The organism is Streptomyces sp. NPDC042102, from assembly GCF_055582305.1.
On record NZ_JBVJDL010000002.1, the window covers coordinates 680,140 to 703,471 of the forward strand.

The 23,332-nt window shown below is 71.8% G+C and carries 24 protein-coding genes; 10 read left to right on the forward strand and 14 right to left on the reverse strand.

Features of this window, described 5'->3' with window-relative positions; translation table 11 throughout:
* Positions 1-23: 23 nt before the first annotated feature.
* The 4 genes from ACZ6KO_RS11125 to ACZ6KO_RS11140 are packed head-to-tail and all read left to right on the forward strand — an operon-like array spanning position 24 to position 3,167.
* The gene (locus ACZ6KO_RS11125; RefSeq protein ID WP_469302950.1) at positions 24-998 is read left to right on the forward strand and encodes a metal ABC transporter substrate-binding protein; all 975 of its coding nucleotides are present in this window, start codon (positions 24-26) and stop codon (positions 996-998) included.
* Entirely contained in the window at positions 998-1,816 is an 819-nt protein-coding gene (locus ACZ6KO_RS11130; RefSeq protein ID WP_469302952.1) for a metal ABC transporter ATP-binding protein, read from the forward strand. The genes ACZ6KO_RS11125 and ACZ6KO_RS11130 overlap by 1 nt, the downstream gene beginning before the upstream one ends.
* Positions 1,816-2,682: a metal ABC transporter permease gene (locus ACZ6KO_RS11135; RefSeq protein ID WP_469302955.1), complete on the forward strand. Its 867-nt coding sequence runs from the start codon at positions 1,816-1,818 to the stop codon at positions 2,680-2,682. Before ACZ6KO_RS11130 ends, ACZ6KO_RS11135 begins: the two co-directional genes overlap by 1 nt.
* Positions 2,683-2,738: 56 nt before the next feature.
* Entirely contained in the window at positions 2,739-3,167 is a 429-nt protein-coding gene (locus ACZ6KO_RS11140) for a Fur family transcriptional regulator (protein WP_469302958.1), read from the forward strand.
* Positions 3,168-3,193: 26 nt separating this feature from the next.
* Here ACZ6KO_RS11140 and ACZ6KO_RS11145 read toward each other — a convergent pair whose 3' ends face one another.
* The 5 genes from ACZ6KO_RS11145 to ACZ6KO_RS11165 form a co-directional block, all read right to left on the reverse strand.
* Positions 3,194-3,715 carry a YcxB family protein gene (locus ACZ6KO_RS11145; RefSeq protein ID WP_469302959.1) on the reverse strand — a complete coding sequence of 174 codons (522 nt, stop codon included), beginning with the start codon at positions 3,713-3,715 and terminating at the stop codon, positions 3,194-3,196.
* Between the two features lie 113 nt (positions 3,716-3,828).
* Positions 3,829-4,656, reverse strand: coding sequence for an isoprenyl transferase (locus ACZ6KO_RS11150; protein WP_469302962.1), 828 nt, complete (start codon positions 4,654-4,656; stop codon positions 3,829-3,831).
* 11 nt (positions 4,657-4,667) lie between these two features.
* On the reverse strand, positions 4,668-5,414 hold the full coding sequence (recO, locus tag ACZ6KO_RS11155; protein WP_469302965.1) for a DNA repair protein RecO: 747 nt from the start codon (positions 5,412-5,414) through the stop codon (positions 4,668-4,670).
* 87 nt (positions 5,415-5,501) lie between these two features.
* On the reverse strand, positions 5,502-7,031 hold the full coding sequence (locus tag ACZ6KO_RS11160; RefSeq protein ID WP_469302967.1) for a nucleobase:cation symporter-2 family protein: 1,530 nt from the start codon (positions 7,029-7,031) through the stop codon (positions 5,502-5,504).
* A gap of 569 nt (positions 7,032-7,600) precedes the next feature.
* A complete protein-coding gene (locus ACZ6KO_RS11165) occupies positions 7,601-8,299 on the reverse strand; it encodes a TerB family tellurite resistance protein (protein ID WP_401448640.1) in 699 nt (232 codons plus the stop codon).
* 167 nt (positions 8,300-8,466) lie between these two features.
* Between ACZ6KO_RS11165 and ACZ6KO_RS11170 the strand changes: the two genes are divergently transcribed.
* The gene (locus ACZ6KO_RS11170; RefSeq protein ID WP_469302970.1) at positions 8,467-9,225 is read left to right on the forward strand and encodes an SDR family NAD(P)-dependent oxidoreductase; all 759 of its coding nucleotides are present in this window, start codon (positions 8,467-8,469) and stop codon (positions 9,223-9,225) included.
* Positions 9,226-9,322: 97 nt separating this feature from the next.
* On the opposite strand, the gene leuA is transcribed toward ACZ6KO_RS11170, so the two are convergent.
* Positions 9,323-11,080 carry a 2-isopropylmalate synthase gene (leuA, locus tag ACZ6KO_RS11175; protein ID WP_469302972.1) on the reverse strand — a complete coding sequence of 586 codons (1,758 nt, stop codon included), beginning with the start codon at positions 11,078-11,080 and terminating at the stop codon, positions 9,323-9,325.
* A 384-nt stretch (positions 11,081-11,464) separates the two neighbouring features.
* On the opposite strand from leuA, the gene ACZ6KO_RS11180 reads away from it, so the two are divergent.
* The 4 genes from ACZ6KO_RS11180 (at position 11,465) to ACZ6KO_RS11195 (ending at position 14,503) form a co-directional block, all read left to right on the forward strand.
* The gene (locus ACZ6KO_RS11180) at positions 11,465-12,550 is read left to right on the forward strand and encodes a M4 family metallopeptidase (RefSeq protein WP_469302975.1); all 1,086 of its coding nucleotides are present in this window, start codon (positions 11,465-11,467) and stop codon (positions 12,548-12,550) included.
* 45 nt (positions 12,551-12,595) lie between these two features.
* Positions 12,596-12,871, forward strand: coding sequence for a protealysin inhibitor emfourin (locus ACZ6KO_RS11185; RefSeq protein WP_469302977.1), 276 nt, complete (start codon positions 12,596-12,598; stop codon positions 12,869-12,871).
* A 27-nt stretch (positions 12,872-12,898) separates the two neighbouring features.
* Positions 12,899-13,705, forward strand: a complete 807-nt coding sequence (locus ACZ6KO_RS11190; RefSeq protein ID WP_469302979.1) for a GNAT family N-acetyltransferase — start codon at positions 12,899-12,901, stop codon at positions 13,703-13,705.
* 123 nt (positions 13,706-13,828) lie between these two features.
* The gene (locus ACZ6KO_RS11195; protein WP_469302982.1) at positions 13,829-14,503 is read left to right on the forward strand and encodes a class I SAM-dependent methyltransferase; all 675 of its coding nucleotides are present in this window, start codon (positions 13,829-13,831) and stop codon (positions 14,501-14,503) included.
* Between the two features lie 28 nt (positions 14,504-14,531).
* Here the strand turns inward: ACZ6KO_RS11195 and era are convergent, their stop codons facing one another.
* The 3 genes from era to ACZ6KO_RS11210 form a co-directional block, all read right to left on the reverse strand.
* On the reverse strand, positions 14,532-15,482 hold the full coding sequence (gene era / locus ACZ6KO_RS11200; protein WP_401448624.1) for a GTPase Era: 951 nt from the start codon (positions 15,480-15,482) through the stop codon (positions 14,532-14,534).
* Between the two features lie 181 nt (positions 15,483-15,663).
* The gene (locus tag ACZ6KO_RS11205; RefSeq protein ID WP_469302984.1) at positions 15,664-17,013 is read right to left on the reverse strand and encodes a WxL domain-containing protein; all 1,350 of its coding nucleotides are present in this window, start codon (positions 17,011-17,013) and stop codon (positions 15,664-15,666) included.
* Positions 17,014-17,091: 78 nt separating this feature from the next.
* The gene (locus tag ACZ6KO_RS11210) at positions 17,092-18,075 is read right to left on the reverse strand and encodes a GlxA family transcriptional regulator (RefSeq protein ID WP_469302986.1); all 984 of its coding nucleotides are present in this window, start codon (positions 18,073-18,075) and stop codon (positions 17,092-17,094) included.
* A gap of 71 nt (positions 18,076-18,146) precedes the next feature.
* Here ACZ6KO_RS11210 and ACZ6KO_RS11215 point away from each other — a divergent pair, with 71 nt between their 5' ends.
* Entirely contained in the window at positions 18,147-19,493 is a 1,347-nt protein-coding gene (locus ACZ6KO_RS11215) for an MFS transporter (protein WP_469302989.1), read from the forward strand.
* Positions 19,494-19,503: 10 nt separating this feature from the next.
* Here ACZ6KO_RS11215 and ACZ6KO_RS11220 read toward each other — a convergent pair whose 3' ends face one another.
* The 5 genes from ACZ6KO_RS11220 to ACZ6KO_RS11240 all read right to left on the reverse strand — a co-directional run bounded on the left by ACZ6KO_RS11220 (position 19,504) and on the right by ACZ6KO_RS11240 (position 23,327).
* Positions 19,504-19,857, reverse strand: coding sequence for a cytidine deaminase (locus ACZ6KO_RS11220; protein WP_469302991.1), 354 nt, complete (start codon positions 19,855-19,857; stop codon positions 19,504-19,506).
* Between the two features lie 254 nt (positions 19,858-20,111).
* Positions 20,112-20,465, reverse strand: coding sequence for an MmcQ/YjbR family DNA-binding protein (locus tag ACZ6KO_RS11225; RefSeq protein WP_469302994.1), 354 nt, complete (start codon positions 20,463-20,465; stop codon positions 20,112-20,114).
* Positions 20,462-21,769, reverse strand: a complete 1,308-nt coding sequence (locus ACZ6KO_RS11230; protein WP_469302997.1) for a hemolysin family protein — start codon at positions 21,767-21,769, stop codon at positions 20,462-20,464. Before ACZ6KO_RS11230 ends, ACZ6KO_RS11225 begins: the two co-directional genes overlap by 4 nt.
* Positions 21,766-22,263 (reverse strand): rRNA maturation RNase YbeY, encoded by a 498-nt coding sequence (gene ybeY / locus ACZ6KO_RS11235; protein WP_469303001.1) that lies wholly within the window; start codon positions 22,261-22,263, stop codon positions 21,766-21,768. The genes ACZ6KO_RS11230 and ybeY overlap by 4 nt, the downstream gene beginning before the upstream one ends.
* A gap of 14 nt (positions 22,264-22,277) precedes the next feature.
* On the reverse strand, positions 22,278-23,327 hold the full coding sequence (locus ACZ6KO_RS11240; RefSeq protein ID WP_469303003.1) for a PhoH family protein: 1,050 nt from the start codon (positions 23,325-23,327) through the stop codon (positions 22,278-22,280).
* Positions 23,328-23,332: the final 5 nt, after the last annotated feature.

Consider the following 23,332-nt stretch of genomic DNA (forward strand, 5'->3'; position numbering starts at 1 on the left):
CATCTTTGATGAAAATGGATGTCATGAACGTACGACGCCTCATACCCGCAGCCGCCCTCACCGGAGCCGTCGCCCTCGGCGCCACGGCCCTGACCGCCTGCTCCGGAGCGACCGCCGCCGGCGGAAGCCAGGACGGCAAGCTCGCCGTCACGGCGTCGTTCTACCCGCTGCAGTTCCTCGCCGAACAGATCGGCAAGGACCACGTCACGGTCGGCACCCTGACCAAGCCGGGCGTGGAGCCGCACGACCTGGAGATCTCCCCCAAGCAGACCGCCGCGCTCGGTGAGTCCGACGTGGTCCTCTACCTCAAGAGCCTCCAGCCCGCCGTCGACAAGGCCGTCGCCCAGTCCGGCGTGAAGACCGTCGTCGACGCCGCCACCCTCACCAGCCTCGAAGCGCACGGCGGCGGTGGCCACGACCACGGCGCCGAGGAGGGCCACTCCGAGGAGGGCCACGACCACGCCCACGGCGAGGCCGGCCAGGACCCGCACGTCTGGCTCGACCCGGTCAAGTACGCGGAGATCGCCAAGGGCGTGGGCGCGGCCCTGGAGAAGGCCGACCCCGGCCACGCGGCGGACTACAAGAAGAACACCGACGAACTCCTGACCAAGCTGACCGCCCTGGACACCGAGTTCAAGGACGGCCTGAAGAACACCACCACCAAGACGTTCATCACGACCCACTCCGCCTTCGGCTACCTCGCCGAGCGCTACGGCCTCGACCAGGAGGGCATCTCCGGCGTCGACCCCGAGTCCGAGCCGAGCCCGGCGCGCATGAAGGAGCTCCAGACCGTCGCGAAGAAGGAGAATGTCTCCACCGTGTTCTTCGAGACCCTGGCCAGCGACAAGACCGCCAAGACCCTCGCGGCCGACACGGGCCTGAAGACCGATGTCCTCGACCCGCTCGAGGGGATCACCGACAAGTCCCAGGGCACCGACTACTTCGAGGTCATGCGGTCCAACCTCAAGAACCTCCAGAAGGCCCTCGGTACCCCGTAATGGCAGTAGCAACGGAGGCGCGCGCCATGCAGTCCAAGCCCGAAGCGGCCGCGGACCAGCCCGTCATATCCCTGCGCGGGGCCTCGGCCTCGCTCGGCTCGCGCCCCGTGCTGCGCGGGATCGACCTCACCGTGCACCGCGGCGAGGTCGTCGCGCTGCTCGGCGCCAACGGCTCCGGCAAGTCCACCGCCGTCCGGTCGGTGGTCGGCCAGGTCCCGCTGAGCAGCGGCGAGCTGTCCCTCTTCGGTACGGAGTTCAAGCGCTTCCGTGCCTGGTCGCGCATCGGGTACGTGCCCCAGCGCACCACCGCCGCCAGCGGCGTCCCCGCCACCGTCCGCGAGGTCGTCTCCGCCGGCCGGCTCGCCCGCAGCCGCTTCGGCCTGCTCCGCAAGGCCGACCGGGCCGCCGTCGACCGCGCGCTGGCCCTCGTCGACATGGACGGCCACGCGGACGCCTCCGTCAACGCCCTCTCCGGCGGCCAGCACCAGCGGGTCCTCATCGCCCGCGCGCTCGCCGTCGAACCCGAACTCCTGATCATGGACGAGCCGATGGCGGGCGTGGACCTCGCCAACCAGGAAGTCCTGGCGCGCGCCCTGCGCGAGCAGGTCCGGGCCGGGGCCACCGTCCTGCTCGTCCTGCACGAACTCGGTCCGCTGGAGCCGCTGATCAGCCGCGCGGTGGTACTGCGCGACGGCTGCGTGGTGCACGACGGACCTCCCCCGGAGGCCGTGGGCCAGCACGCCCTGCCCGGCCACGACCACGTACACCCCCACGCGGCGCACGACGCCGAGCCGCTCCGGACGGGACTGCTGAGCTGATGGACATCCTGACCACCGCCTTCATGCAGCGGGCCCTCATCGCCGCGGGCCTCGTCGGCCTCGCCGCGCCCGCCATCGGCACGTACCTCGTCCAGCGCCGCCAGGCCGTCATGGGCGACGGCCTCGGCCACGTCGCGATGACCGGCGTCGCCCTCGGCTTCCTGCTCAACACCAGCCCGGTGTGGATGGCCACCCTGGTCGCCGTCCTCGGCGCCGTCGGCATGGAGCTCATCCGCTCGCACGGGAAGACCAGCGGCGACGTCGCGCTCGCGATGCTCTTCTACGGCGGCCTGGCCGGCGGTGTGATGATCATCAACCTGGCGCCGGGCGGATCCACGACCAACCTCCTCAGCGCGATGTTCGGCTCGATCACGACGGTCGCCGCCGAGGACGTCACGGCGATGATGATCCTCACCGCCTTCGTCGTCGCCGTCACCATCGGCATGCGCCGCCAGCTCTTCGCCGTCTGCCAGGACGAGGAATTCGCCAAGGTCACCGGTCTGCCGGTGCGCGCCCTGAACCTGCTGATCGCCGTCACCGCCGCCGTCACCGTCACCGTCGCGATGCGCATCGTCGGCCTGCTGCTGGTCAGCGCCATGATGGTGATCCCGGTCGCCGCCGCCCAGCGCCTCACCCGCGGCTTCGCCACCACCCTCGGCGTGGCCATCGCCATCAGCATGGCCGTCTCCCTCGGCGGCACCGCCGTCACGTACTACATCGACGTGCCCTCGGGCGCCACGATCGTGCTGATCGCCATCGCGGTCTTCCTCGCGACGACCGCCCTGTCCGCGCCCCTGGCCAGAAGGCGCGCACGCGCCGCGCTCGCCGCCGAGGAGGTCTGCACGCAGGACGATGTGAAGGTCTAGGGTCCTGGCACAATGGCCCCAAGGCCCGACCCGGGCCCCGAAATGAGGAGGAACCGGTGGCGACTGCGCCTGGCGAGATGAATACCGCGCCAGTACGAGGGCGATCCACCCGGCAGCGTGCCGCCGTGGCGGCCGCTCTGGACGAGGTGGACGAGTTCCGCAGCGCCCAGGAGCTGCACGACATGCTCAAGCACCGCGGCGACTCCGTGGGCCTGACCACCGTCTACCGCACCCTCCAGTCCCTCGCCGACGCCGGCGAGGTCGACGTACTGCGCACCAGCGACGGCGAGGCCGTCTACCGGCGCTGCTCGACCGGCGAGCACCACCACCACCTGGTCTGCCGCAAGTGCGGCAAGGCCGTGGAGGTGGAGGGCCCGGCCGTCGAGAAGTGGGCCGACACGATCGCCGCCGAGCACGGCTTCGTGAACGTCGCCCACACCGTGGAGATCTTCGGCACCTGCGCGGACTGCGCGGCGGCGGGCTGACGTCCGCCGGCGCCGACGGGACACCCCTAGAGCCTCTTGAGGTTCCGGTACAGCAGGCTGCGCAGCTGGTCCACGTCCGCCGCGTCCGGCGCGCCCCGCTTGGGCAGGATGGTCATCCGCACACCGCGGGGATCGTCGCTGAGCATCAGGAACAGGTCATCGGTCTCGACGTACGACGGCTGCGCCGACCACGCGATCCGGGTCCGCGTGCCTGCGGTGGCGATGCACAGGCCCGAGTCGTCCACGAGGGTCCGGGTCTCCCCGGCGCCGGCCAGTGCCGGGGCCAGCGCCCGGGCCTGCAGCTCGGGACCGAACCCCACGAGGGCCCACACCACCAGGGTCACCAGTCCGCAGACCACGACGGGGGCGGCGAACGCCCCCTCCGACTGCGCCAGCATTGCCGTGAGCATCGGCATCACCACCCCCAGCACCGTCAGTCTCAGCCGCTGCCGGCGCCCGGCGGGCGTGTGGCCCGCCCGGGTGCGCAGCGCCGCCGCCACGTCGGCAGCCGTGGTCCGGTAGACGAGTTCGACACTGCGGCCCGTCATCGTGTGTTCCCCACCCGAAGTCATGGATGAAGCCTACGGCGCAGGTCAGGACCCCTGTGCCCGCCCCGCCCGTCAGGAACTGGGCAGGGCGGGGGCGAGGCCCGGCGTGCCGGTCAGGAGCCGGTCGCCTGGCCGGGGACCTCGTTGGGCACCGCTCCGCCGAAGCGGCGGTCGCGCTGCGCGTACTCCAGGCAGGCCCGCCACAGGTCACGGCGGTCGAAGTCCGGCCACAGCACGTCCTGGAAGACCATCTCGGCGTACGCGCTCTGCCAGAGCAGGTAGTTGGAGGTCCGCTGCTCGCCGCTGGGGCGCAGGAACAGATCCACGTCCGGCATGTCCGGGTAGTACATGTACTTCGCGAGGGTCTTCTCGTTGACCTTCGACGGGTCCAGCCGGCCGGCCGCCACGTCGCGGGCGATGGCCTGCGCCGCGTCCGCGATCTCCGCACGGCCACCGTAGTTGACGCAGAAGTACAGGGTCATCGCGTCATTGCCGACGGTCTGCTCCTGGGCGACCTGGAGCTCCTGGACGACCGACTTCCACATCTTCGGCATCCGCCCGACCCAGCGGATCCGGATGCCCAGCTCGTTCATCTCGTCGCGGCGGCGCCGGATGACGTCACGGTTGAAGTTCATCAGGAAGCGCACCTCGTCGGGCGAGCGCTTCCAGTTCTCCGTCGAGAAGGCGTACAGCGAGAGGTTCTTGACGCCCATCTCCAGACAGCCCTTGAGCACGTCGAGCACGACGCCCTCGCCGACCTTGTGACCCTCGGTGCGGGGCAGACCGCGCTCCTTGGCCCAGCGGCCGTTGCCGTCCATGACCACCGCGACGTGGTTCGGGACCAGGTCGCTCGGGATCTTCGGCGGGCGCTCACCGGAGGGGTGCGGCTCGGGAAGCTTGTAGTCGTCGCGGCGGCGTCCCAGGATCCCGCGTCGTGCCATGTGCCCAGCTCCTATTTCTCGACGTAACGCAGGGAGCGTAGCCCGCGCTCCAGATGCCAGTGCAAGTAGGCGGAAACCAGCCCGCTCCCCTCCCGCACGTGGCGCGCCTCGCACGCGTCCGCGTGGGCCCAGTCGCCCGTCAGCAGGGCGCTGAGCAAGGCGATGGCCTCCGACGAGGGTACGACGCTGCCGGGCACCCGGCAGTCCCCGCATATGACCCCGCCCGCGGCGACGGAGAAGTGCCGGTTGGGGCCGTGGATCCCGCACTTCGCGCAGTTCTCGAAGCTGGGCGCGTAGCCGTTGACGGCCAGGGAGCGCAGCAGGAAGGCGTCCAGGATCAGGTGCGGCTCGTGCTCACCGCGCGCCAGCGTGCGCAGCGCGCCCACCAGCAGCAGGTACTGCTGGACGGCCGGCTCGCCCTCGTTCTCGGTGAACCGCTCGGCGGTCTCCAGCATCGCGGTGCCGGCGGTGTAGCGGGCGTAGTCGGTGACGATGCCGTTGCCGTACGGGGAGATGATCTCGGTCTGGGTGCACAGCGGGAGACCGCGGCCGACCAGATCGCTGCCGCGGGCGAAGAACTGCACGTCGGCATGGGAGAAAGGTTCCAGCCCGGCGCCGAACTTGGACTTCGTGCGCCGCACCCCGCGCGCCACCGCGCGCACCCGCCCGTGGCCGCGGGTCAGGAGCGTGATGATGCGGTCCGCCTCACCCAGCTTCTGGGTGCGCAGCACGATGCCGTCGTCGCGGAACAGACTCATGGCCCCATTGTCACCGCTCCCGGGGACAGCGACGGCCCCCCGCCCGGTCGCTGGTACCGGGCGGGGGGCCGTCACCCCTTGGGAGGCTCAGGAGGCGGGCGTGGGCTCGCCCTCGACGGCGTCGGCGTCGGCCTTGGGGTCACTGTCGGCCTCGGCGGCGCTGTCGGCCTTGGGGGCGCTGCCGGCCTCGTCGGTGCTGTCGGCCCTGCCGGTCTGCGGGGGTACGGCCGCGGGTCCGTCGAGGACCGCGGTCTGGGCGTCGTCCTTGGCCGGCCCGTTGAAGATCAGGTTCAGGATGATCGCAGCCGCGGCGCCCAGCGTCACACCGCTGTTCAGGAGCGAGGAGAGGTCGGCGTCCATGTGGTCCTTGAAGAAGACCGGCACGGTGGCGGGCAGCAGGGCCGCGGCCAGCGAGACCGCGACGACCAGTGCGTTCTTCTCCTCCTTGAGGTCGACCTTGGCCAGCGTCTGGATACCGGCCAGGGCCACCATCCCGAACATCACGGTCGCCGCGCCGCCGAGCACCGCGTGCGGGACGGAGGCGACGGCCGCCGCGGCCTTCGGCAGCAGACCCAGGACGATCATGAACACACCGGCGGCGACGACCACGAACCGGCTCTTGACCTTGGTCATCCGGACCAGACCGACGTTCTCGGCGAAGGCCACGTACGGGAAGGAGTTCAGGACACCGCCCAGCGCGGTGGCGGCGCCGTCGGCGCGCAGGGCGCGGGCGACGGTCTCGCTGTCGACCTCCTTGCCGACGATGTCGCCGACGGCGTAGGTGTCACCGGTCGTCTCGACCATCGTGATCAGCATGACGATCAGCATGAGCACGATCGGGAACCACTCGAACTTCGGCATCCCGAAGTGGAAGGGCGTGGTGACGCCGATCCAGTCCGCCTCGCCGACGTCGCCGAACGAGGCGTCGCCGAGCAGGAAGGCGACCGCGGTACCGCCGACGAGTCCGAGCAGGATCGCGATGGAGGAGAGGAAGGGGCGGCCGAGCTTCATCAGCACGAGGATGAAGAGCATCGTGCCGCCGGCGTACGCGAAGTTCTTCGGGTCACCGAAGTCCGGGCTGCCCAGGCCCCCGGCCGCGTCGTTGAGGCCGACGGGGATCAGGACGATGCCGAGGACGGTGATGACCGTGCCGGTCACCACGGGCGGGAAGACCCGCATCACGGCCCGGAAGGCCTTGGCGGGCAGCCAGGCGAAGGCGAAGGTCGCGATGCCCGCGGTGATGACGGCGCCGTAGATGACCAGCAGCGCGGCGGTGCCGCCGCCCGCGCCGAGACCCATGGCGATCATCGGCGACACGGCGGTGAAGGTGACGCCCTGGATCAGGGGCAGGCGCGCGCCGATCCGGCCGATGCCGAGGGCCTGGATGATCGAGGCGATACCGCAGGTGAAGAGGTCCGCGTTGATCAGGTAGACCAGCTCGGCCTTGCTCAGCCCCAGGGCGCCACCGACGATGATCGGCACGATCACCGCGCCCGCGTAGAACGCGAGGACGTGCTGGAAGCCGTAGAGGGCGAGCTTGGGAAGGGGGAGCACCTCGTCGACCGGGTGCGTGCTCTGCTCTCCGTTCGCGGAAAGCCGGGCGGCGACACGTGCCATCTCTGCCTAGCCCTTCAAGGTAGGTAAGTGAGAGGAGATCTGGTTATCCCTGGCCGGAGTGGGTCGTCATCCCGTTTTCCGCCAGGGTTGTCAGTGCGTTCACGTGAATCGAAGCCCCGCTGTGTTACCGGCGGCGTCTCGTCGTGTGACCGGAATTGAACGCCTGTGGGGGGCCTCACAGATATCGTCGACTTCCACAAATTGTTGAAGGCTCGACGGCGAGTTTCTGGAGGTTCCGCCAGTGGCGGGAGTGCGGATCGCCGAGGTAAGCGCAACGGCCGCCGGAAGGGCGGCTCACGCCGCGCGATGACGAAGGGGGCGGCGCTGACCAGGCGAGTTCGCCCGGCGACTGCCGCCCCCAGCACACCCGAAGCCCCCGCCGCGGCTGTCCGAGGGGTGGACACCGCACCCCGGCCCCCGCGCCTCCGCGGCGCCCGAACCTGGCCGAGAACCGCTCCCGAGGCCGGATCGTTACGTGCGCGGCGGGCGCTTTGGACGGTTTTCCGCCGCCCCGGCCGACCGGGTCGAGAGGCCCGGAACCGATTCCCCCACCGTCCGGGGGGACGGGGTCACCGGAGCCAGACCCCCGCCAGCAGGCGGGCCACCTCGTCGCTGTCCAGCCGGAGCGCCGCGCCCACCGTCGCCAGGACCTCGCGCTCGGCCGGCGTGTACGGGCCGTCCGCGAGGGCGATGCGCGCGCCCTGCAGGAGCAGCGACTCGCGGCCCACCGCCGCCAGGTGCGGGGCCAGCGGTTCGAGGGCCTCGTGGAGCTCGATCGACAGGGCCGCCCCGCAGCACTCCGGGCCGTCGTAGAGACCCGGCAGGCGGCCCTCCTCCACGGTCAGCGCCGCGACCAGGCTCTCCAGCTGCTCCTCCGAGCAGTCCTGGAAGCCCGCCGCCCGTACGGACGCCACCGCCGCCTCCAGCGCCGAGCGGGACGCCGTGCCGCCCGCCGCCAGCACCGCCAGCGTCACCGTGTGCACGGCGTCGCGCAGCATCGCCGACAGCCGCGTGGTCGTCGGGTGGTCCAGGACCTCGGTGTCGAAGCGGTCCCGGCACGCCCCGCACTCGACGACCGGGCCGATCGCCCCGCGCGGGAGCAGCGGCACCCCGAGGACCGTGAACCGGCGGCGTCCGGTGCGCCTGCGGTAGTTGCGGTCGCCCCCGCAGGCCGGGCAGAAGAACTCCCCGTCGCCCACGGTGTTCCAGGTGGTACGAATGCCCCAGACCATGACTTTCCGGCCGGTCCCACCTCGAGCTGGCAGCACGTCGAACCTCCGTCACCCCAAACCCACGACAGCTTCGCCGGGTTGGCGTGATGTTAGCCACATCGGTGAGGATGCGTCAGCCGTGTGACAGGACAACATCTGGCAGCGCACGCACTTGGCCGAAGTGCGCCCCTCGTGCTCCCCCGCGCCCCCTACCCTCGGCTCCCGTGAACAATGAGTCTTGTCTGGTCACCGGCGCCGCGAGCGGCATCGGCCGCGCCACCGCCGTGCTGCTGGCCCGCGAAGGGGCCCGGGTCACCGCGGCCGACATCAACGCGCAGGGCCTGGCCGCCCTCCGTTCCGAGCTGGCCGAGGACGGCCTCGGCGTCGAGATCGTGACCGGTGACGTCTCCGATCCGGACTCCCATCGGGCGATGGTCGACACGGCCGTCCGGGTGTACGGCCGCCTTGACGTCGCCGTGGCGAACGCCGGTCTGCTCCCCCTTTCGGATGTCACGCAGACGTCGCCCGCCGACTGGGACCGGGTGATGGCGGTGGACGGCAGGGGGATGTTCCTCACCTGCAAGTACGCCATCGAGGCGATGACCGCGCAGGACCCCGCCGGCGGGGCGCTGGTCCTGGTGTCCTCGATCTCCGGTATGGCCGGCCAGGCCCGCCAGGCGGCGTACGGGCCGGCGAAGTTCGTGGCCACGGGCCTCACCAAGCACCTCGCGGTGGAGTGGGCCGCCCGCGGGATCCGGGTGAACGCGGTCGCGCCCGGCACGATCCGTACCGAGCGCGTGCGGGCGCTGCAGGACGAGCCGGGCGGCCCCGAGTACCTGACGGAGATCACGGCCCTGCACCCGATGGGCCGGCTCGGCGAGCCGGCGGAGGTGGCGCGGGCGATCGCCTTCCTGGCCTCGGACGCGGCCTCCTTCATCACCGGCGCGGTGCTCCCCGTGGACGGCGGCTACCTCGCCCGCTGACCACCCGTACCCGAACCGGTCCCGGTCCCGTATACGAACGGGCCCCGTCCCCTCCGGCCGGAGGGGACGGGGCCCGTCACGACGACGGCGTGGCCGCTCAGCGCCCCGCCCGGTTCACCGCCGAGATGACCGCCTTCAGCGACGCGCGCGTGGTGTTGGCGTCGATGCCGATGCCCCACAGCACCCGGCCGTCGATCGCGCACTCGATGTACGAGGCGGCCTGCGCGGACGCGCCCTCGCTCATCGTGTGCTCCGTGTAGTCCAGCAGGCGGGCGTCGACCCCGATGCCGGCCAGCGCGTCGAAGAAGGCCGAGATCGGGCCGTTGCCGGTACCCGTCAGGACGGTGTCCGCGCCGTCCACGACCGCCTCGACGGTCAGGGTGTCCGTGCCGTCCTTGTCGGTGGCCGTCGAGCCGGAGCGCAGCTGGATGCGGCCCCACGGGTTCTCCGGGTTGGGCAGGTACTCGTCGGCGAACACGTCCCAGATCGCCTTCGGCGTGACCTCGCCGCCCTCGGCGTCCGTCTTCGCCTGGATGATCCTCGAGAACTCGATCTGCATCCGGCGCGGCAGGTCCAGCTTGTGGTCGTTCTTCAGGACGTACGCGATACCGCCCTTGCCGGACTGCGAGTTGACGCGGATGACCGCCTCGTAGGAGCGGCCGACGTCCTTCGGGTCGATCGGCAGGTACGGGACCGCCCACTCGATGTCGTCCACGCTCTTGCCGGCGGCGGCCGCGTCGGCCTCCATGGCGTCGAAGCCCTTCTTGATGGCGTCCTGGTGGGAGCCGGAGAAGGCGGTGTAGACCAGGTCGCCCGCGTAGGGGTGGCGCGGGTGGACCTCCATCTGGTTGCAGTACTCGCTCGTACGGCGGATCTCGTCGATCTGCGAGAAGTCGATCTGCGGGTCGACGCCCTGGGAGAACAGGTTCATGCCCAGGGTCACCAGGTCGACGTTGCCGGTGCGCTCGCCCTGGCCGAACAGGCAGCCCTCGATGCGGTCGGCGCCGGCCATGATGGCCAGCTCGGCCGCCGCGACCGCCGTGCCGCGGTCGTTGTGGGGGTGCACGGACAGGCAGACGTGCTCGCGGCGGGTCAGGTTCCGGGACATCCACTCGAAGCGGTCCGCGTGCGTGGACGGCGTGGAGCGCTCCACGGTGGCGGGCAGGTTCAGGATGATCTCGCGGCCGGCCTCGGGCTGCCAGACGTCGCAGACGGCCTCGCAGACCTCCAGGGCGAAGTCCAGCTCGGTGTCGGTGAAGATCTCGGGGCTGTACTGGTAGCCGAAGACCGTCTCGTCGCCCAGGATCTTCTCGGCGTACTCCATGACCAGGCGGGTGCCGTCGACGGCGATCTGCTTGATCTGCTCCTTGGAGCCGCGGAAGACGACCCGGCGGAAGGTCGGGGCGGTCGCGTTGTACATGTGCACGGTGGCGCGCTTGGCGCCGCGCAGCGACTCGACCGTGCGCTCGATCAGGTCCTCGCGGGCCTGGGTCAGTACGGAGATGGTGACGTCGTCCGGGATCGCGCCCTCTTCGATGATCGAGCGGACGAAGTTGAAGTCGGTGTCGCCGGAGGAGGGGAAGCCGACCTCGATCTCCTTGTAGCCCATGCGCACCAGCAGGTCGAACATCTCGCGCTTGCGGGCGGGGCTCATCGGGTCGATCAGGGCCTGGTTGCCGTCGCGCAGGTCGGTGGACAGCCAGCGGGGGGCCCGGGTGATCCGCTTGTCCGGCCAGGTGCGGTCCGGGATGTCCACCTGCTCGTACACGCCGTACTTGTGGATCGGCATCCCGGAGGGCTTCTGGGTGTGGGTCGCGTTGGTGATGGGCGTGGGGCGACCGATGGTCTGGCTCATGGCGTTGGGCTCCTCGCGTATCCGCGCGTGGTTCGCTTCAGCGGCCGACAGGTCGTACTGCCTCGGTTCAGTGAGACGGCGCAACACCGGACTCCGCGGGGAGGGGGTCGGCCTACGACTACAGACCCTCGCCGCGGCAGCTAAGGAGAAGCAGCCCGAAACGCATGATGTGCCGCAGCCTAGCCGAGCCGCGCCTTGATGCGCGGACCTGTTTCAGTATGCAAGATCCGAGTGTCCGTTTTGCGCTGTTTGTGAGCTACGTCGCATCCCTCGCCCCGAGCTCCGGGGGATCCGTCAACTCCAGCGTGACACCTTTCAGACAGTCGAATGAATCATGGTCGCAGCTAGTGACACCGTCATGACGCACTGCCACATTTCCGGTCTATGGATGCCACCGCCACCCACGCCCGGACCCTCCACCCCGTCTTCTGCACGATCGTGCCGCCCCACCTGCTGGACAAGATCGCGCAGTCCGGGAACACCGCCCGCGCCGACATCGCCCAGCGCACCCTGGAGCACGACTCCCTCCAGCGCACCCGGCGCCGGATCACCACCGTCCGGGGCATCACCCCGGCCGCCCTCGGCTCCGTACCGGCCCCCGACCAGCCCGAGCGCACCATCTACGACGCCCAGCACCGCACCCGGCTGCCCGGGACCAAGGTGCGCGGCGAGGGCAGCGAGCCGCACAAGGACGCCACCGTCAACCGCGCGTACGCCGGTCTCGGCGCGACGTTCGAGCTGTTCCTGAAGGCCTTCGGGCGCCGCTCGATCGACGACGCGGGCCTGGCCCTGGACGCCACCGTCCACTACGGCGAGGAGTACAACAACGCCTTCTGGGACGGCCGCCAGATGGTCTTCGGCGACGGCGACGGCGACCTGTTCCTCGACTTCACCGTGTCCGTCGACATCATCGGGCACGAGCTGGCGCACGGTGTCACGCAGTACACGGCCAACCTGGAGTACTACAAGCAGGCCGGCGCGCTCAACGAGTCGATGTCCGACGTCTTCGGCTCCCTGATCAAGCAGTACACCCTCGACCAGACCGCCGACCAGGCCGACTGGCTGATCGGCGCCGGGCTGCTCGGCCCGAACGTCTCCGGCGTCGCGCTGCGCTCGATGAAGGCGCCGGGCACGGCGTACGACGACGACGAGCTCGGCAAGGACCCGCAGCCGGCGACGATGGACGACTACGTCAACACCTCCCGCGACAACGGCGGCGTCCACATCAACTCCGGCATCCCCAACCACGCCTTCTACCTGCTGGCCACCGACCTCGGCGGAAAGGCCTGGGAGCGGGCCGGGCAGATCTGGTACGACACCCTCACCGGCGGCGAGCTGCGCACGAACGCCACGTTCAAGGACTTCGCGCGGCAGTCGGTGGCGGCGGCGGTGACCCGGTTCGGGGACGGCGGAGCGGAGCACCAGGCGCTCCTCAAGGCCTGGTCGTCGGTGGGCGTGCCCACCGAATAGCGCGACGGCGCGCGGCGGCGGGCCAGGACGGGTAGACAAGGGGCCATGCGGATTCACGTGGTGCGGACGGGCGGTTTCGCGGGCATCGAGCGGCAGGCCGAGGTGGACACCTCCGGCCGGCCGGACGAGGAGGAGTGGCGGGCGCTGGCCCAGCTGGCGCTGCGGCCGGGGCCGGCGCCGGACGGCCGGCCCGGCGACCGGGTGCGGGACGGTTTCTCGTACCGGATCACGGTCGACGGGCGGACGGTGTCCGTCCACGAGCCGCACCTGTCGGAGGCCCAGCGGCAGTTGATCTCCAAGGTCCTCAAAGAGGGTGCCTGAGCTGGGCTTCTTTGTTTGGATGGCCCGATGACCCTTCTTGATGACCTTGAGCGCTACTACGACACCGTTCCGCGCGTGGGCGGGGCGCGGGCCGAGGACTTCGGCCCGCTGACCCTGTTCGTCCAGGAGGGCGAGGGCTGGCCTTACTACGCCCGCCCTACGCTCGACGGCCCGGCCGGTGACGTCACCGTGGCGGAGGTGAACCGGGTCCTGGAGCGCCAGCGCGAGCTGAACGTGCCCCAGGCCTTCGAATGGGTGGCCGAAACCACCCCCTCCCTGCGCGCCGCGGTCGAGGCGGCCGGACTGCATGTTCATGCACACCCGCTGATGGTGCTCGACCCCGCGGCCGAGCTCCCGGCGCCGCACCCGGAGGTCCGGCACCTCGGCGCGGAGGACCCGCTGCTGCTGCAGGCGGTGGCCGTACCGATGCTGGCCTTCGCGGCGCCGGGCACGGCGCTGGGCGAGGCGGGCCCGGCCGAGCTGGAGACCACGGTGACCGATCCCTCGACGGAGTCCCGGCGGGCGCACGTGTCGAGGATGCTGGCGTCGGGGCGGACCGCCGCGGCGGTCGCGGTGCGCGACGGGGTGGTGCTGTGCTCCGGCCAGTACAACCCGGTGGGCGACGTGGCCGAGGTGGTGGGCGTGGGCACCCTCCCGGCGGCGCGCCGTCAGGGGCTGGCCCTCGGCGTCACGGCGGCGCTGGTGGCCGACGCGCTCGCGAGCGGGGCGAAGACGGTGTTCCTGTCGGCGGGCGACGAGGACGTGGCCCGGATCTACGGGCGGGTGGGCTTCCGCCGGGTCGCGACGGCACTGATCGCGGAGCCGGCGCAGTAGCCGGGCTCCTCGCGCCCGTGCGCGGCGGGCGGGTTGCCGAACCGGCAACGAAGTTTGCCCCCTCCGCCTGGGCGGCGGAGCATCGCCGGTGTCACCCCCGTCGAGACAAGAGGGGCACCGCACATGAGCGAGCACGAGCACGACCACGCCCGGCAGCACGGCACCCGGGCCACCGCCGACCGGTCGGAGCAGGAGTTCTGGGACGAGCGCTACCGCGAGAGCGACCGGATCTGGAGCGGCAAGGCGAACGCCGCCCTGGTCCGCGAGGTCGAGGGGCTGCCCGCCGGGCGGGCCCTCGACCTGGGCTGCGGGGAGGGCGCCGACTCCGTCTGGCTGGCCCGGGGCGGCTGGCAGGTGACCGGTACGGACATCTCCGCCGTCGCCCTGGAACGGGCGGCCGAGCACGCCGCCGAGGCGGGGGTCGCGGGCCGGATCGCCTTCGAGCGCCACGACCTGGGCGCGTCCTTCCCCGCCGGGCACTTCGACCTGGTCTCGGCCTGCTTCCTGCACTCGCCCGGTGACATGCCGCGCGAGCGGATCCTGCGTACGGCGGCCGCGGCCGTGGCCCCCGGCGGCACCCTGCTGATCGTCGGCCACGCGGGCTGGCCCTCGTGGGAGGAGAACCCGCGCCCCGACATCACCTTCCCCACGGCCGAGGAGGTCCTGGCGGACCTGGACCTGCCGGAGGGGGACTGGGAGGTCCAGGTGTGCGCGGAGCACGAGCGGGTACAGCCGGCGCCGGACGGCCGCCCCGGGGTCCGGCTGGACAACGCGCTGAAGGTCCGCCGCATGGGCTGAGGCGGCGGGCCCCCGGGCCCGGCCGGTCTCAGAAGCCGAGCTTGCGCAGCTGCTTGGGGTCGCGCTGCCAGTCCTTGGCGACCTTCACGTGGAGGTCCAGGAAGACCGGCGTACCGAGGAGGGCCTCGATGTGCTTGCGCGACTTCATGCCCACCTCCTTCAGGCGGGAGCCCTTCGGGCCGATGATGATGCCCTTCTGGCTGGGGCGCTCGATGTAGACGTTCGCATGGATGTCCAGCAGCGGCTTGTCCGCCGGGCGGTTCTCGCGCGGCAGCATCTCCTCGACGACGACGGCGATGGAGTGCGGCAGCTCGTCGCGGACGCCTTCCAGCGCGGCCTCGCGGATCAGCTCGGCCACCATGACCATCTCGGGCTCGTCCGTGAGGTCGCCCTCCGGGTACAGCGGAGGGCTTTCCGGCAGCAGCGGGGCGATCAGATCGGCCACCAGCTGGACCTGGCTGTCGCCGACCGCCGAGACGGGGACGATCTCCGCCCACTCGAAACCGAGCTCCTGCGCGAGCTGCTGGATCGCGATCAGCTGCTCGGCGAGCGTCTTGGAGTCGACCAGGTCGGTCTTGGTGACGATGGCGATCTTGGGCGTCTTCTTGATGCCCGCGAGCTCCTTGGCGATGAACTTGTCACCGGGGCCGAGCTTCTGGTCGGCGGGCAGGCAGAAGCCGATCACGTCGACCTCGGCCCAGGTGGTGCGCACGACGTCGTTGAGCCGCTCGCCCAGCAGGGTGCGCGGCTTGTGCAGGCCGGGCGTGTCGACCAGCACCAGCTGGGCGTCCGGGCGGTGCACGATGCCGCGGACCGTGTGGCGGGTGGTCTGCGGCCGGTTGGAGGTGATCGCGACCTTCGTGCCCACGAGTGCGTTGGTCAGGGTCGACTTGCCGGCGTTGGGGCGGCCGACGAAGCAGGCGAAGCCCGCACGGTGCGGGGCGGTGGGCTCGGGGGAACGATCGCTCATACGGGCCATTCTCCCCGATGCGGCCCCTTGCGCCGACCAGCGGCCGCCAGGACCCCGGCCGCCCCGTCCCAGAGGCCCCGCCTCCGGGTCCGCCTCGAACGCCGGCTTACGAGGCGCGGGGCCGGGGCCTGCCCCGGATTCGGGCAGGGGCGGGGTGGGGGAAAGGCTCCGCGCAGCGGACCGGGGCGCGTTACGACGGCGTCAGCGTCAGTGTCAGGACTGCCGTGTACGCGCCCGGCGGGGTGTACCGCGGGACCTCCAGCGTGACCGTGGCGTCCACGGTGACCGTGCCCGAGCCCGCCGGCCCGGACGCCAGGACCGCGCCGTCCACCCCGACCGGCCCCGCCGGACCCGGCGCGCACCGGCCGCCACCGCACGCCGGCCGCCACACCAGCCTCGCCCCCTGCAACGGTTTGCCGGCCCGCCCCGTGAACACCGTGACCTTCCCGGTCAGGGTCCACCCGGCCCGGCCACCGCCGGCCCGGGTGTCCGTCACCGTGACCGTGCCGATCCGGCCCGCCGCCCCGCCGCCCGCGCCGTTCGCGACCGCGCCCAGCGTGATCTGCGCACCGGTCTGGGCCATCGACAGCGTGCCCGGCCCGGCTCCGGCCGTGGGCGCGGGAGCGGGAAGAGCGCCCGGCACCGGAACCGGCGTCGGCGCCGTCACCGCGTACGCCGCCACCCCCGACGACCGTCCCGCCACCCACTCCGTGCCCTCGTGCGCCACGATCCCCGTCGTGCCCCGGTCCGTGACCGCCAGCTCCGCCCTGAACCCGCCCGCCCCGTCCGCCGTCGCCGTCGCCCGGTCCGCGGTCGGCGCCTCGCCCGCCCGGCCCGTCACGGTGACCGCCGCCCCCGGCACGAAGCCGCGGCCCGTCACCGTGACCCTCTCCCCCGGCCGTCCGGAGGGCGTGGCCAGGGACACCGAGCGCAGGTTGGCCATCGGCAGCGGCGTCGTGTCGAGGCGAGCCGCGACCGGCGCGTCGTCCAGCGTGCACGGGGTGGTGTGCAGGACGTGGTCCCCCGGGGTCAGGGTGACCGGGCCCGGCGCGGTCACGGTGAACGCGCCGGTCATCGTCAGCGGCGGCGCCTCGGCCCCGGCCGCCGCCCCCGCCGCAGCCCCCACCTCCGGGTCCTGGCCGCGGACCCCGGTCACGGTCACCGTGCCCGTCTGCGCGCCGCCCAGGACGACCGTGCCGGCCATGAGTTCCCCGGCCGCCGGCCCCGCCACCACGGTCCTCGCCACCTCGTACGTGACGGTGACCGTGTCACCGGCCCGCGGCCGCGGATCGCTGACGGTGAGCCGTACCGCGCCCGTGCCGACGACCGGGCCCGCACCCGCGCCCGTGCCGTCGCCCGGCGCCGCCCCGGCCTCCGCGGGCGGCCGGCAGCGCATCGCCACGTCCACCGCGTCCCCGGGCCCGGTCGGCGGCTCGCCCGCCGGCTCCGCACCCGCCGCCGGTACGCCGAGCGCAGCCGCCGCGAGCGCGGCGAGCCCCAGCGCAGCCGCCCGCCTCCGGTTGCGTACTCCTGTGGCCACTGCCCACCCCCAGGGGGCCATTCACGAACCGGGGGCGGAAGAAGTCAATGCGCGCACCCGCCGCCGACTGATGGCCCATCAGATACTGGCGGCGTCCCGGAACGTCCGCCGGTACGCCGTCGGGCTCACCCCCAGCGCCGCCCGCACGTGCTTGCGCATCGACTGCGCCGTACCGAACCCCGCCTCCCGCGCCACCCGCTCCATCGGCAGGTCGGTGGCCTCCAGCAGCTGCCGCGCCCGTTCCACCCGCTGCGCCACGATCCACTGCCCCGGGCTGACCCCGGACTCCTCGCGGAACCGGCGCGTGAACGTCCGTACCGACACCGCCTCCTGGCGGGCCAGGTCGGTCAGGCTCAGCGGCTCGTTCAGCCGGTCCAGCACCCAGGCCCGCGCCGACGTGGTCCCGGCCTGCTGCGCCCGCGGCACCGGGCGTTCGATGAACTGGGCCTGCCCGCCGTCCCGGTGGGGCGGTACGACGGTGCGCCGGGCCACGTCGTTGGCCACCGTCGCCCCGTGGTCGCGGCGCACGATGTGCAGGCAGAGGTCGATGCCCGCGGCGACGCCCGCCGAGGTCAGTACGTCCCCTTCGTCGGTGTACAGCACGTCGGGGTCGACCCGGACCGCCGGGAAGAGCCGCTGGAAGTGGTCGGCGGAGGCCCAGTGGGTGGTGGCGCGGCGGCCGTCGAGGTAGCCGGCGGCGGCCAGGACGTAGCTGCCGGTGCAGATGGAGACGAGCCGGGTCCCGGGCCGGATGTGGGCGAGGCCGGCGGCGAGGTCCTCGGGCAGCCGGCCCTCCTCGTGGACCGGCCCGAGCTCGTACGACGCGGGGACCACCACCGTGTCGGCCGTGGCCAGCAGATCGGGGCCGTGGGTGACGGCGACGGCGAAGTCGGCGTCGGTCTGCACCGCGCCGGGGGCGAGGCCGCAGGTGAGGATCTCGTACAGCGGCCGGCCCTCGGCGTCCTCGGCGCGGCCGAAGATCCGGTGCGGGATGCCCAGCTCGAAGGGGAGCAGTCCGGGCAGGGCGAGGACGACCACGCGGTGTGCAACGGAAGCGGCCATGTCCTGATCGTAGCGAAGGATGTCATTCAGGCCACTGGAGCGGGTGCGCCCCGCCCGTGGAAGCTGTCGGCGTGACGCAGACAGCCCCCACCCCCAGCACCGGCACGAGCGCCGGCACCAGCACCGGCACCGGTGCCCCGCGCCGCCCCGGCCGGATCCACCGCGCCTGGTTCGTCGCGGCCGTCGCCTTCGTGACGATCATCGGCGCGGCCGCCTTCGCCTCGCTGCCCGGTCTGCTGATCGAGCCGCTGCACCAGGAGTTCCACTGGTCGCGGGGCACGATCGGCTTCGCCCTCTCCGTCAATCTCGCGCTGTACGGGCTCACCGCGCCGTTCGCGGCCGCGCTGATGGACCGTTTCGGCATCCGCCGGGTCGTCGCCGCCGCACTGACGGTGATCGCCGGCGGCTCGGTGGCCACGGTGTGGATGACCGCGTCGTGGCAGCTGGTGCTGTTCTGGGGCGTGCTGGTGGGCCTGGGCAGCGGTTCGATGGCGCTGGCGTTCGCCGCGACCGTCACCAACCGCTGGTTCACGGCCCGGCGCGGTCTGGTCACCGGCGTCCTGACCGCGGCCGGCGCCTCGGGCCAGCTGGTCTTCCTGCCGCTGCTGTCGTGGCTGGTGCAGGAGCACGGCTGGCGTCCGGCGGCGGTGACGGTCTCGCTCGCGGCCCTGGCCGTGGTGCCGTTCGTGTGGCTGCTGCTGCGCGACCATCCGGCGGACGTCGGCCTCGCGCCGTACGGGGGCGCGTACGCCCCGAAGCCGGCGCCCGTGCCGGGCGCTGCGCGGCGGGCGCTGGCCGTGCTGTTCCGTGCGGCCCGCACCGGACCGTTCTGGCTGCTGGCCGGGACCTTCGCGATCTGCGGTGCCTCGACGAACGGGGTGATCAGGACGCACTTCGTGCCCGCCGCGCACGACCACGGCATGCCGATCACGGCGGCCGCCGGGCTGCTGGCGGTGGTCGGGGTCTTCGACGTCGTCGGGACCATCGCCTCGGGCTGGTTCACCGACCGCTTCGAGGCCCGCCGGCTGCTGGCGGTGTACTACGCGCTGCGCGGCGTGTCGCTGCTCTTCCTGCCGATGCTGCTGGCGCCCACCGTGCACCCGCCGATGGTGTTCTTCATCGTCTTCTACGGGCTGGACTGGGTGGCGACCGTGCCGCCGACCATCGCGCTGTGCCGGGAGATCTACGGCGAGGACAGCGCCATCGTGTTCGGCTGGGTGCTGGCCTCGCACCAGGTGGGGGCGGCCCTGGTCGCCTTCCTGGGCGGGCTGGCCCGGGACGCGTTCGGCAGCTACGACCTGGTCTGGTACGCGTCGGGCGCGCTGTGCGCGGTGGCGGCGCTGATGGCGATGGTGATCCGGCGCCGCCGCCCGGCCGGGGACCCCGCCGCGCCCACCGCGACCGCCGCCACGGCCTGAACCAGGGGCGTCAGCCCGCCGGGGTGGTCGACTTCAGGGTGCCGTCGGGGCCCGCGAGCAGGACCGGGGTGTCCGGGCCACCGAGGTCGCGTACGGCGGCGCGGTCGGCGTCGGCCGGGGCGTCGGCGGCCGTGACGACGGCGGCGGCCTCCAGCGACTGGGCGCCGCTGGCCACGGCCATCGCGACGGCGGTCTGCAGGGCGCTGAGCTTGAGGGAGTCCAGCTCGACGGTGCCGGCGACGTAGGTACGACCGGTCTCGTCCCGGACGGCCGCGCCCTCGGGAACGCCGTTGCGGGCCCGGGCGCTGCGCGCCAGCGTGATGATCTTGCTGTCCTCGGGGCCGAGCCCGGTGGTGTCGGTCATGGCCGCAAGCATATGGAGCGCCTCGGCGGAGCCGTGCAACGGCCCCGCCGAGGCGCTCTCCCCTCCGTCCCCCTGATTTCCCGACGCCCCCCGGCGTCCCCCCGGGGTCTGTGGATCTTCCGTTTCAGGGCAGGGGTGAGCCACTGGACGGATCTTGCTTGGCAGAAGCAAAGCTAAGCGTAAGGTAAAGAAATCCTGTGATCCGAACGCCCTGCGAAATCGTGACCTCGGGGTCCCCGGGGGCTTTCAGCCGGTCACGGCCGGTCCAGTCGCAGCCGCTCCGCGCGCGGCAGCCCGGCCACGACGAGGTCGTAGGAGTCCTCGACGAGCTCGCGCACCATGGCGTCGGGCAGCCCGTCCACCGTCACCGTGTTCCAGTGCCGCTTGTTCATGTGCCAGCCCGGCGCGATCGCCTCGTGGTCGGCGCGCAGCCGGACGGCCAGTTCCGGTTCGCACTTGAGGTTGACCTTCAACGGCGTCGCGTCCAGGGCGCTGAGCGCGAACATCTTGCCCAGCACCTTGAACACCGAGGTCTCCGGGGTGAAGGGGAACTCCTCCACCGCGGCGTTGAAGCTCAGACAGAACGCGCGCAGCTCGGCCGGGGTCACGGCGCCTTGCCCTCCTCGACGTCCGGATCCGCCGGCAGCGGCTCCGCCAGTACGGTCACGATCTTGTTCCGGCGGCCGGCCGGGGACTCGGCCGTCAGCCGCAGCGATCGGCCGTCGGGCAGGTCCACCAGGGCCGAGGCGCCCGCGATGGGCACCCGGCCCAGCGCCTTGGCCAGCAGGCCGCCGACCGTCTCGACGTCCTCGTCGTCGAAGTCCTCGATCCCGAAGAGCTCGCCGAGGTCGGTGATGTCCAGACGGGCCGTCACCCGGTAGGTGTCCGCGCCGAGTTCCTCGACGGGCGGCAATTCGCGATCGTACTCGTCGGTGATCTCGCCGACGATCTCCTCGAGGATGTCCTCGATGGTGACGATGCCGGCCGTGCCGCCGTACTCGTCGATGACGACGGCGACGTGGTTGCGCACCTGCTGCATCTCGCGCAGCAGGTCGCCGGCGTTCTTGGTGTCGGGGACGAAGACCGCCGGGCGCATGGCGGTGGTGACCAGATCGGACTCGGCCTCACGGTTGATGTGCGTCTTGCGGACCAGGTCCTTGAGGTACACGATCCCGACGATGTCGTCCTCGTTCTCGCCGGTCACCGGGATGCGCGAGAAGCCCGACCGCAGGGCGAGCGTGGTCGCCTGACGGACCGTCTTGTACCGCTCGATGCAGATCAGGTCGGTGCGCGGCACCATCACCTCGCGTACGAGGGTGTCGCCGAGCTCGAAGACCTGGTGCACCATGCGGCGCTCCTCGTCCTCGATCAGCGACTCCTTCTCCGCTAGGTCCACCATCGCGCGCAGCTCGGCCTCGGAGGCGAACGGGCCCTTGCGGAAGCCCTTGCCCGGGGTGAGCGCGTTGCCGATGAGGATCAGCAGCTGCGGGATCGGGCCCATGACCCGGGCCAGCGGCAGCAGGACGTACGCGGCGGCGGTCGCGGTGTTCAGCGGGTGCTGGCGGCCGATCGTGCGCGGGGAGACGCCCACCGCGACGAAGGACACCAGCACCATGACGGCGATGGCGACCAGCAGCGCCTTCCAGTTGTCGCCGAGGGCGTCGAGGCAGACGTACGTGACGAGCACGCCCGCCGCCATTTCACACGTGACACGGACCAGCAGCGCCACATTGAGGTAGCGGGTGGGGTCGGAGGCCACCTGGAGCAGCTTGGCGCTGCCGCGCCGGCCCTCGCGGACGGCCTGCTCGGCGCGGAAGCCGGAGACACGGGCGATGCCCGCCTCGGCGCAGGCCGCCAGCCAGGCCACCACGACCAGCAGCACCGCTCCGGTGATCAGCTGGGGGGTGGTCACGAGACGGTCGGGGCCGGAGAGGGTCCGGTCATGCCGCGCTCGGCCCGCCAGCCGTCCACGATGGCCGCCTGGAGGCCGAACATCTCGGCCTTCTCGTCCGGCTCCTCGTGGTCGTACCCGAGCAGGTGCAGCACCCCGTGGACGGTCAGGAGCTGGAGCTCCTCGTCCATGGAGTGCTGCGTCGGCGCGTCCTCGCCCTGCTTCTTGGCGACCTCGGGGCAGAGCACGATGTCGCCGAGGAGCCCCTGCGGGGGCTCCTCGTCGTCCTTGGCCGGCGGACGGAGCTCGTCCATCGGGAAGGACATGACGTCGGTGGGTCCGGGCAGGTCCATCCACTGGATGTGGAGCTGCTCCATCGCCTCGGCGTCGATGACGATGACGGAGAGCTCGGACAGCGGGTGGATCCGCATCCGGGTGAGCGCGTAGCGGGCGATGTCGAGGATCGCCTGCTCGTCGACCTCGGTTCCGGACTCGTTGTTGACGTCGATCGACATGGTGCTCTTCGGCTCTACTTCCCGTTTCGGCTGTCGTACTGCTCGTACGCGTCGACGATACGGCCGACGAGCTTGTGCCGGACGACATCCTGGGAGGTCAGCAGTGAGAAATGCACGTCCTCGACGCCGTCGAGGATCTCGCGGACCTGGCGCAGGCCCGACTTGGTGCCGCCGGGGAGGTCGACCTGGGTCACGTCGCCGGTGATGACGATCTTCGAATCGAAGCCCAGGCGGGTCAGGAACATCTTCATCTGCTCGGGATTCGTGTTCTGCGCCTCGTCGAGGATGATGAACGCGTCGTTGAGCGTCCGGCCTCGCATGTAGGCCAGCGGCGCCACCTCGATGGTGCCGGCCGCCATGAGCCGCGGGATCGAATCGGGGTCGAGCATGTCGTGCAGCGCGTCGTACAGCGGCCGCAGGTACGGGTCGATCTTCTCGTAGAGCGTGCCGGGCAGGAAGCCGAGCCGCTCTCCCGCCTCGACGGCGGGCCGGGTCAGGATGATCCGGCTGACCTGCTTGGACTGCAGGGCCTGGACCGCCTTGGCCATGGCGAGGTAGGTCTTGCCGGTACCGGCGGGGCCGATGCCGAAGACGATCGTGTGCTTGTCGATCGCGTCGACGTACCGCTTCTGGTTGAGGGTCTTGGGGCGGATGGTGCGGCCGCGGCTGGAGAGGATGTTCTGGGTGAGCACCTCGGCGGGCGTCTCGTCCGGTCCATTGCCGTTCTCGCTCGCCTTGAGCATGGCGATCGAGCGTTCCACTGCGTCCTCCGTCATCGGCTGTCCGGTGCGGAGCACCAGCATCATCTCGTCGAACAGGCGCTGGATCAGGGCGACTTCCTTCGCCTCCCCGACCGCACTGACCTGGTTTCCCCGTACGTGGATGTCGGCCTCGGGAAAGGCCTTCTCGATCACACGCAGCAGGGCGTCACCCGAACCGAGCACCATCACCATCGGGTGCTTGGCCGGAACGGTGAAGTGGGCTCGCGCCTGCCCCGGCACTGTAGGTTCCCCCGCGCCGTCGGAGCGCCGGGAGCGGATCTGGGCTGTGGGTGTCTGAGTCATGGGCC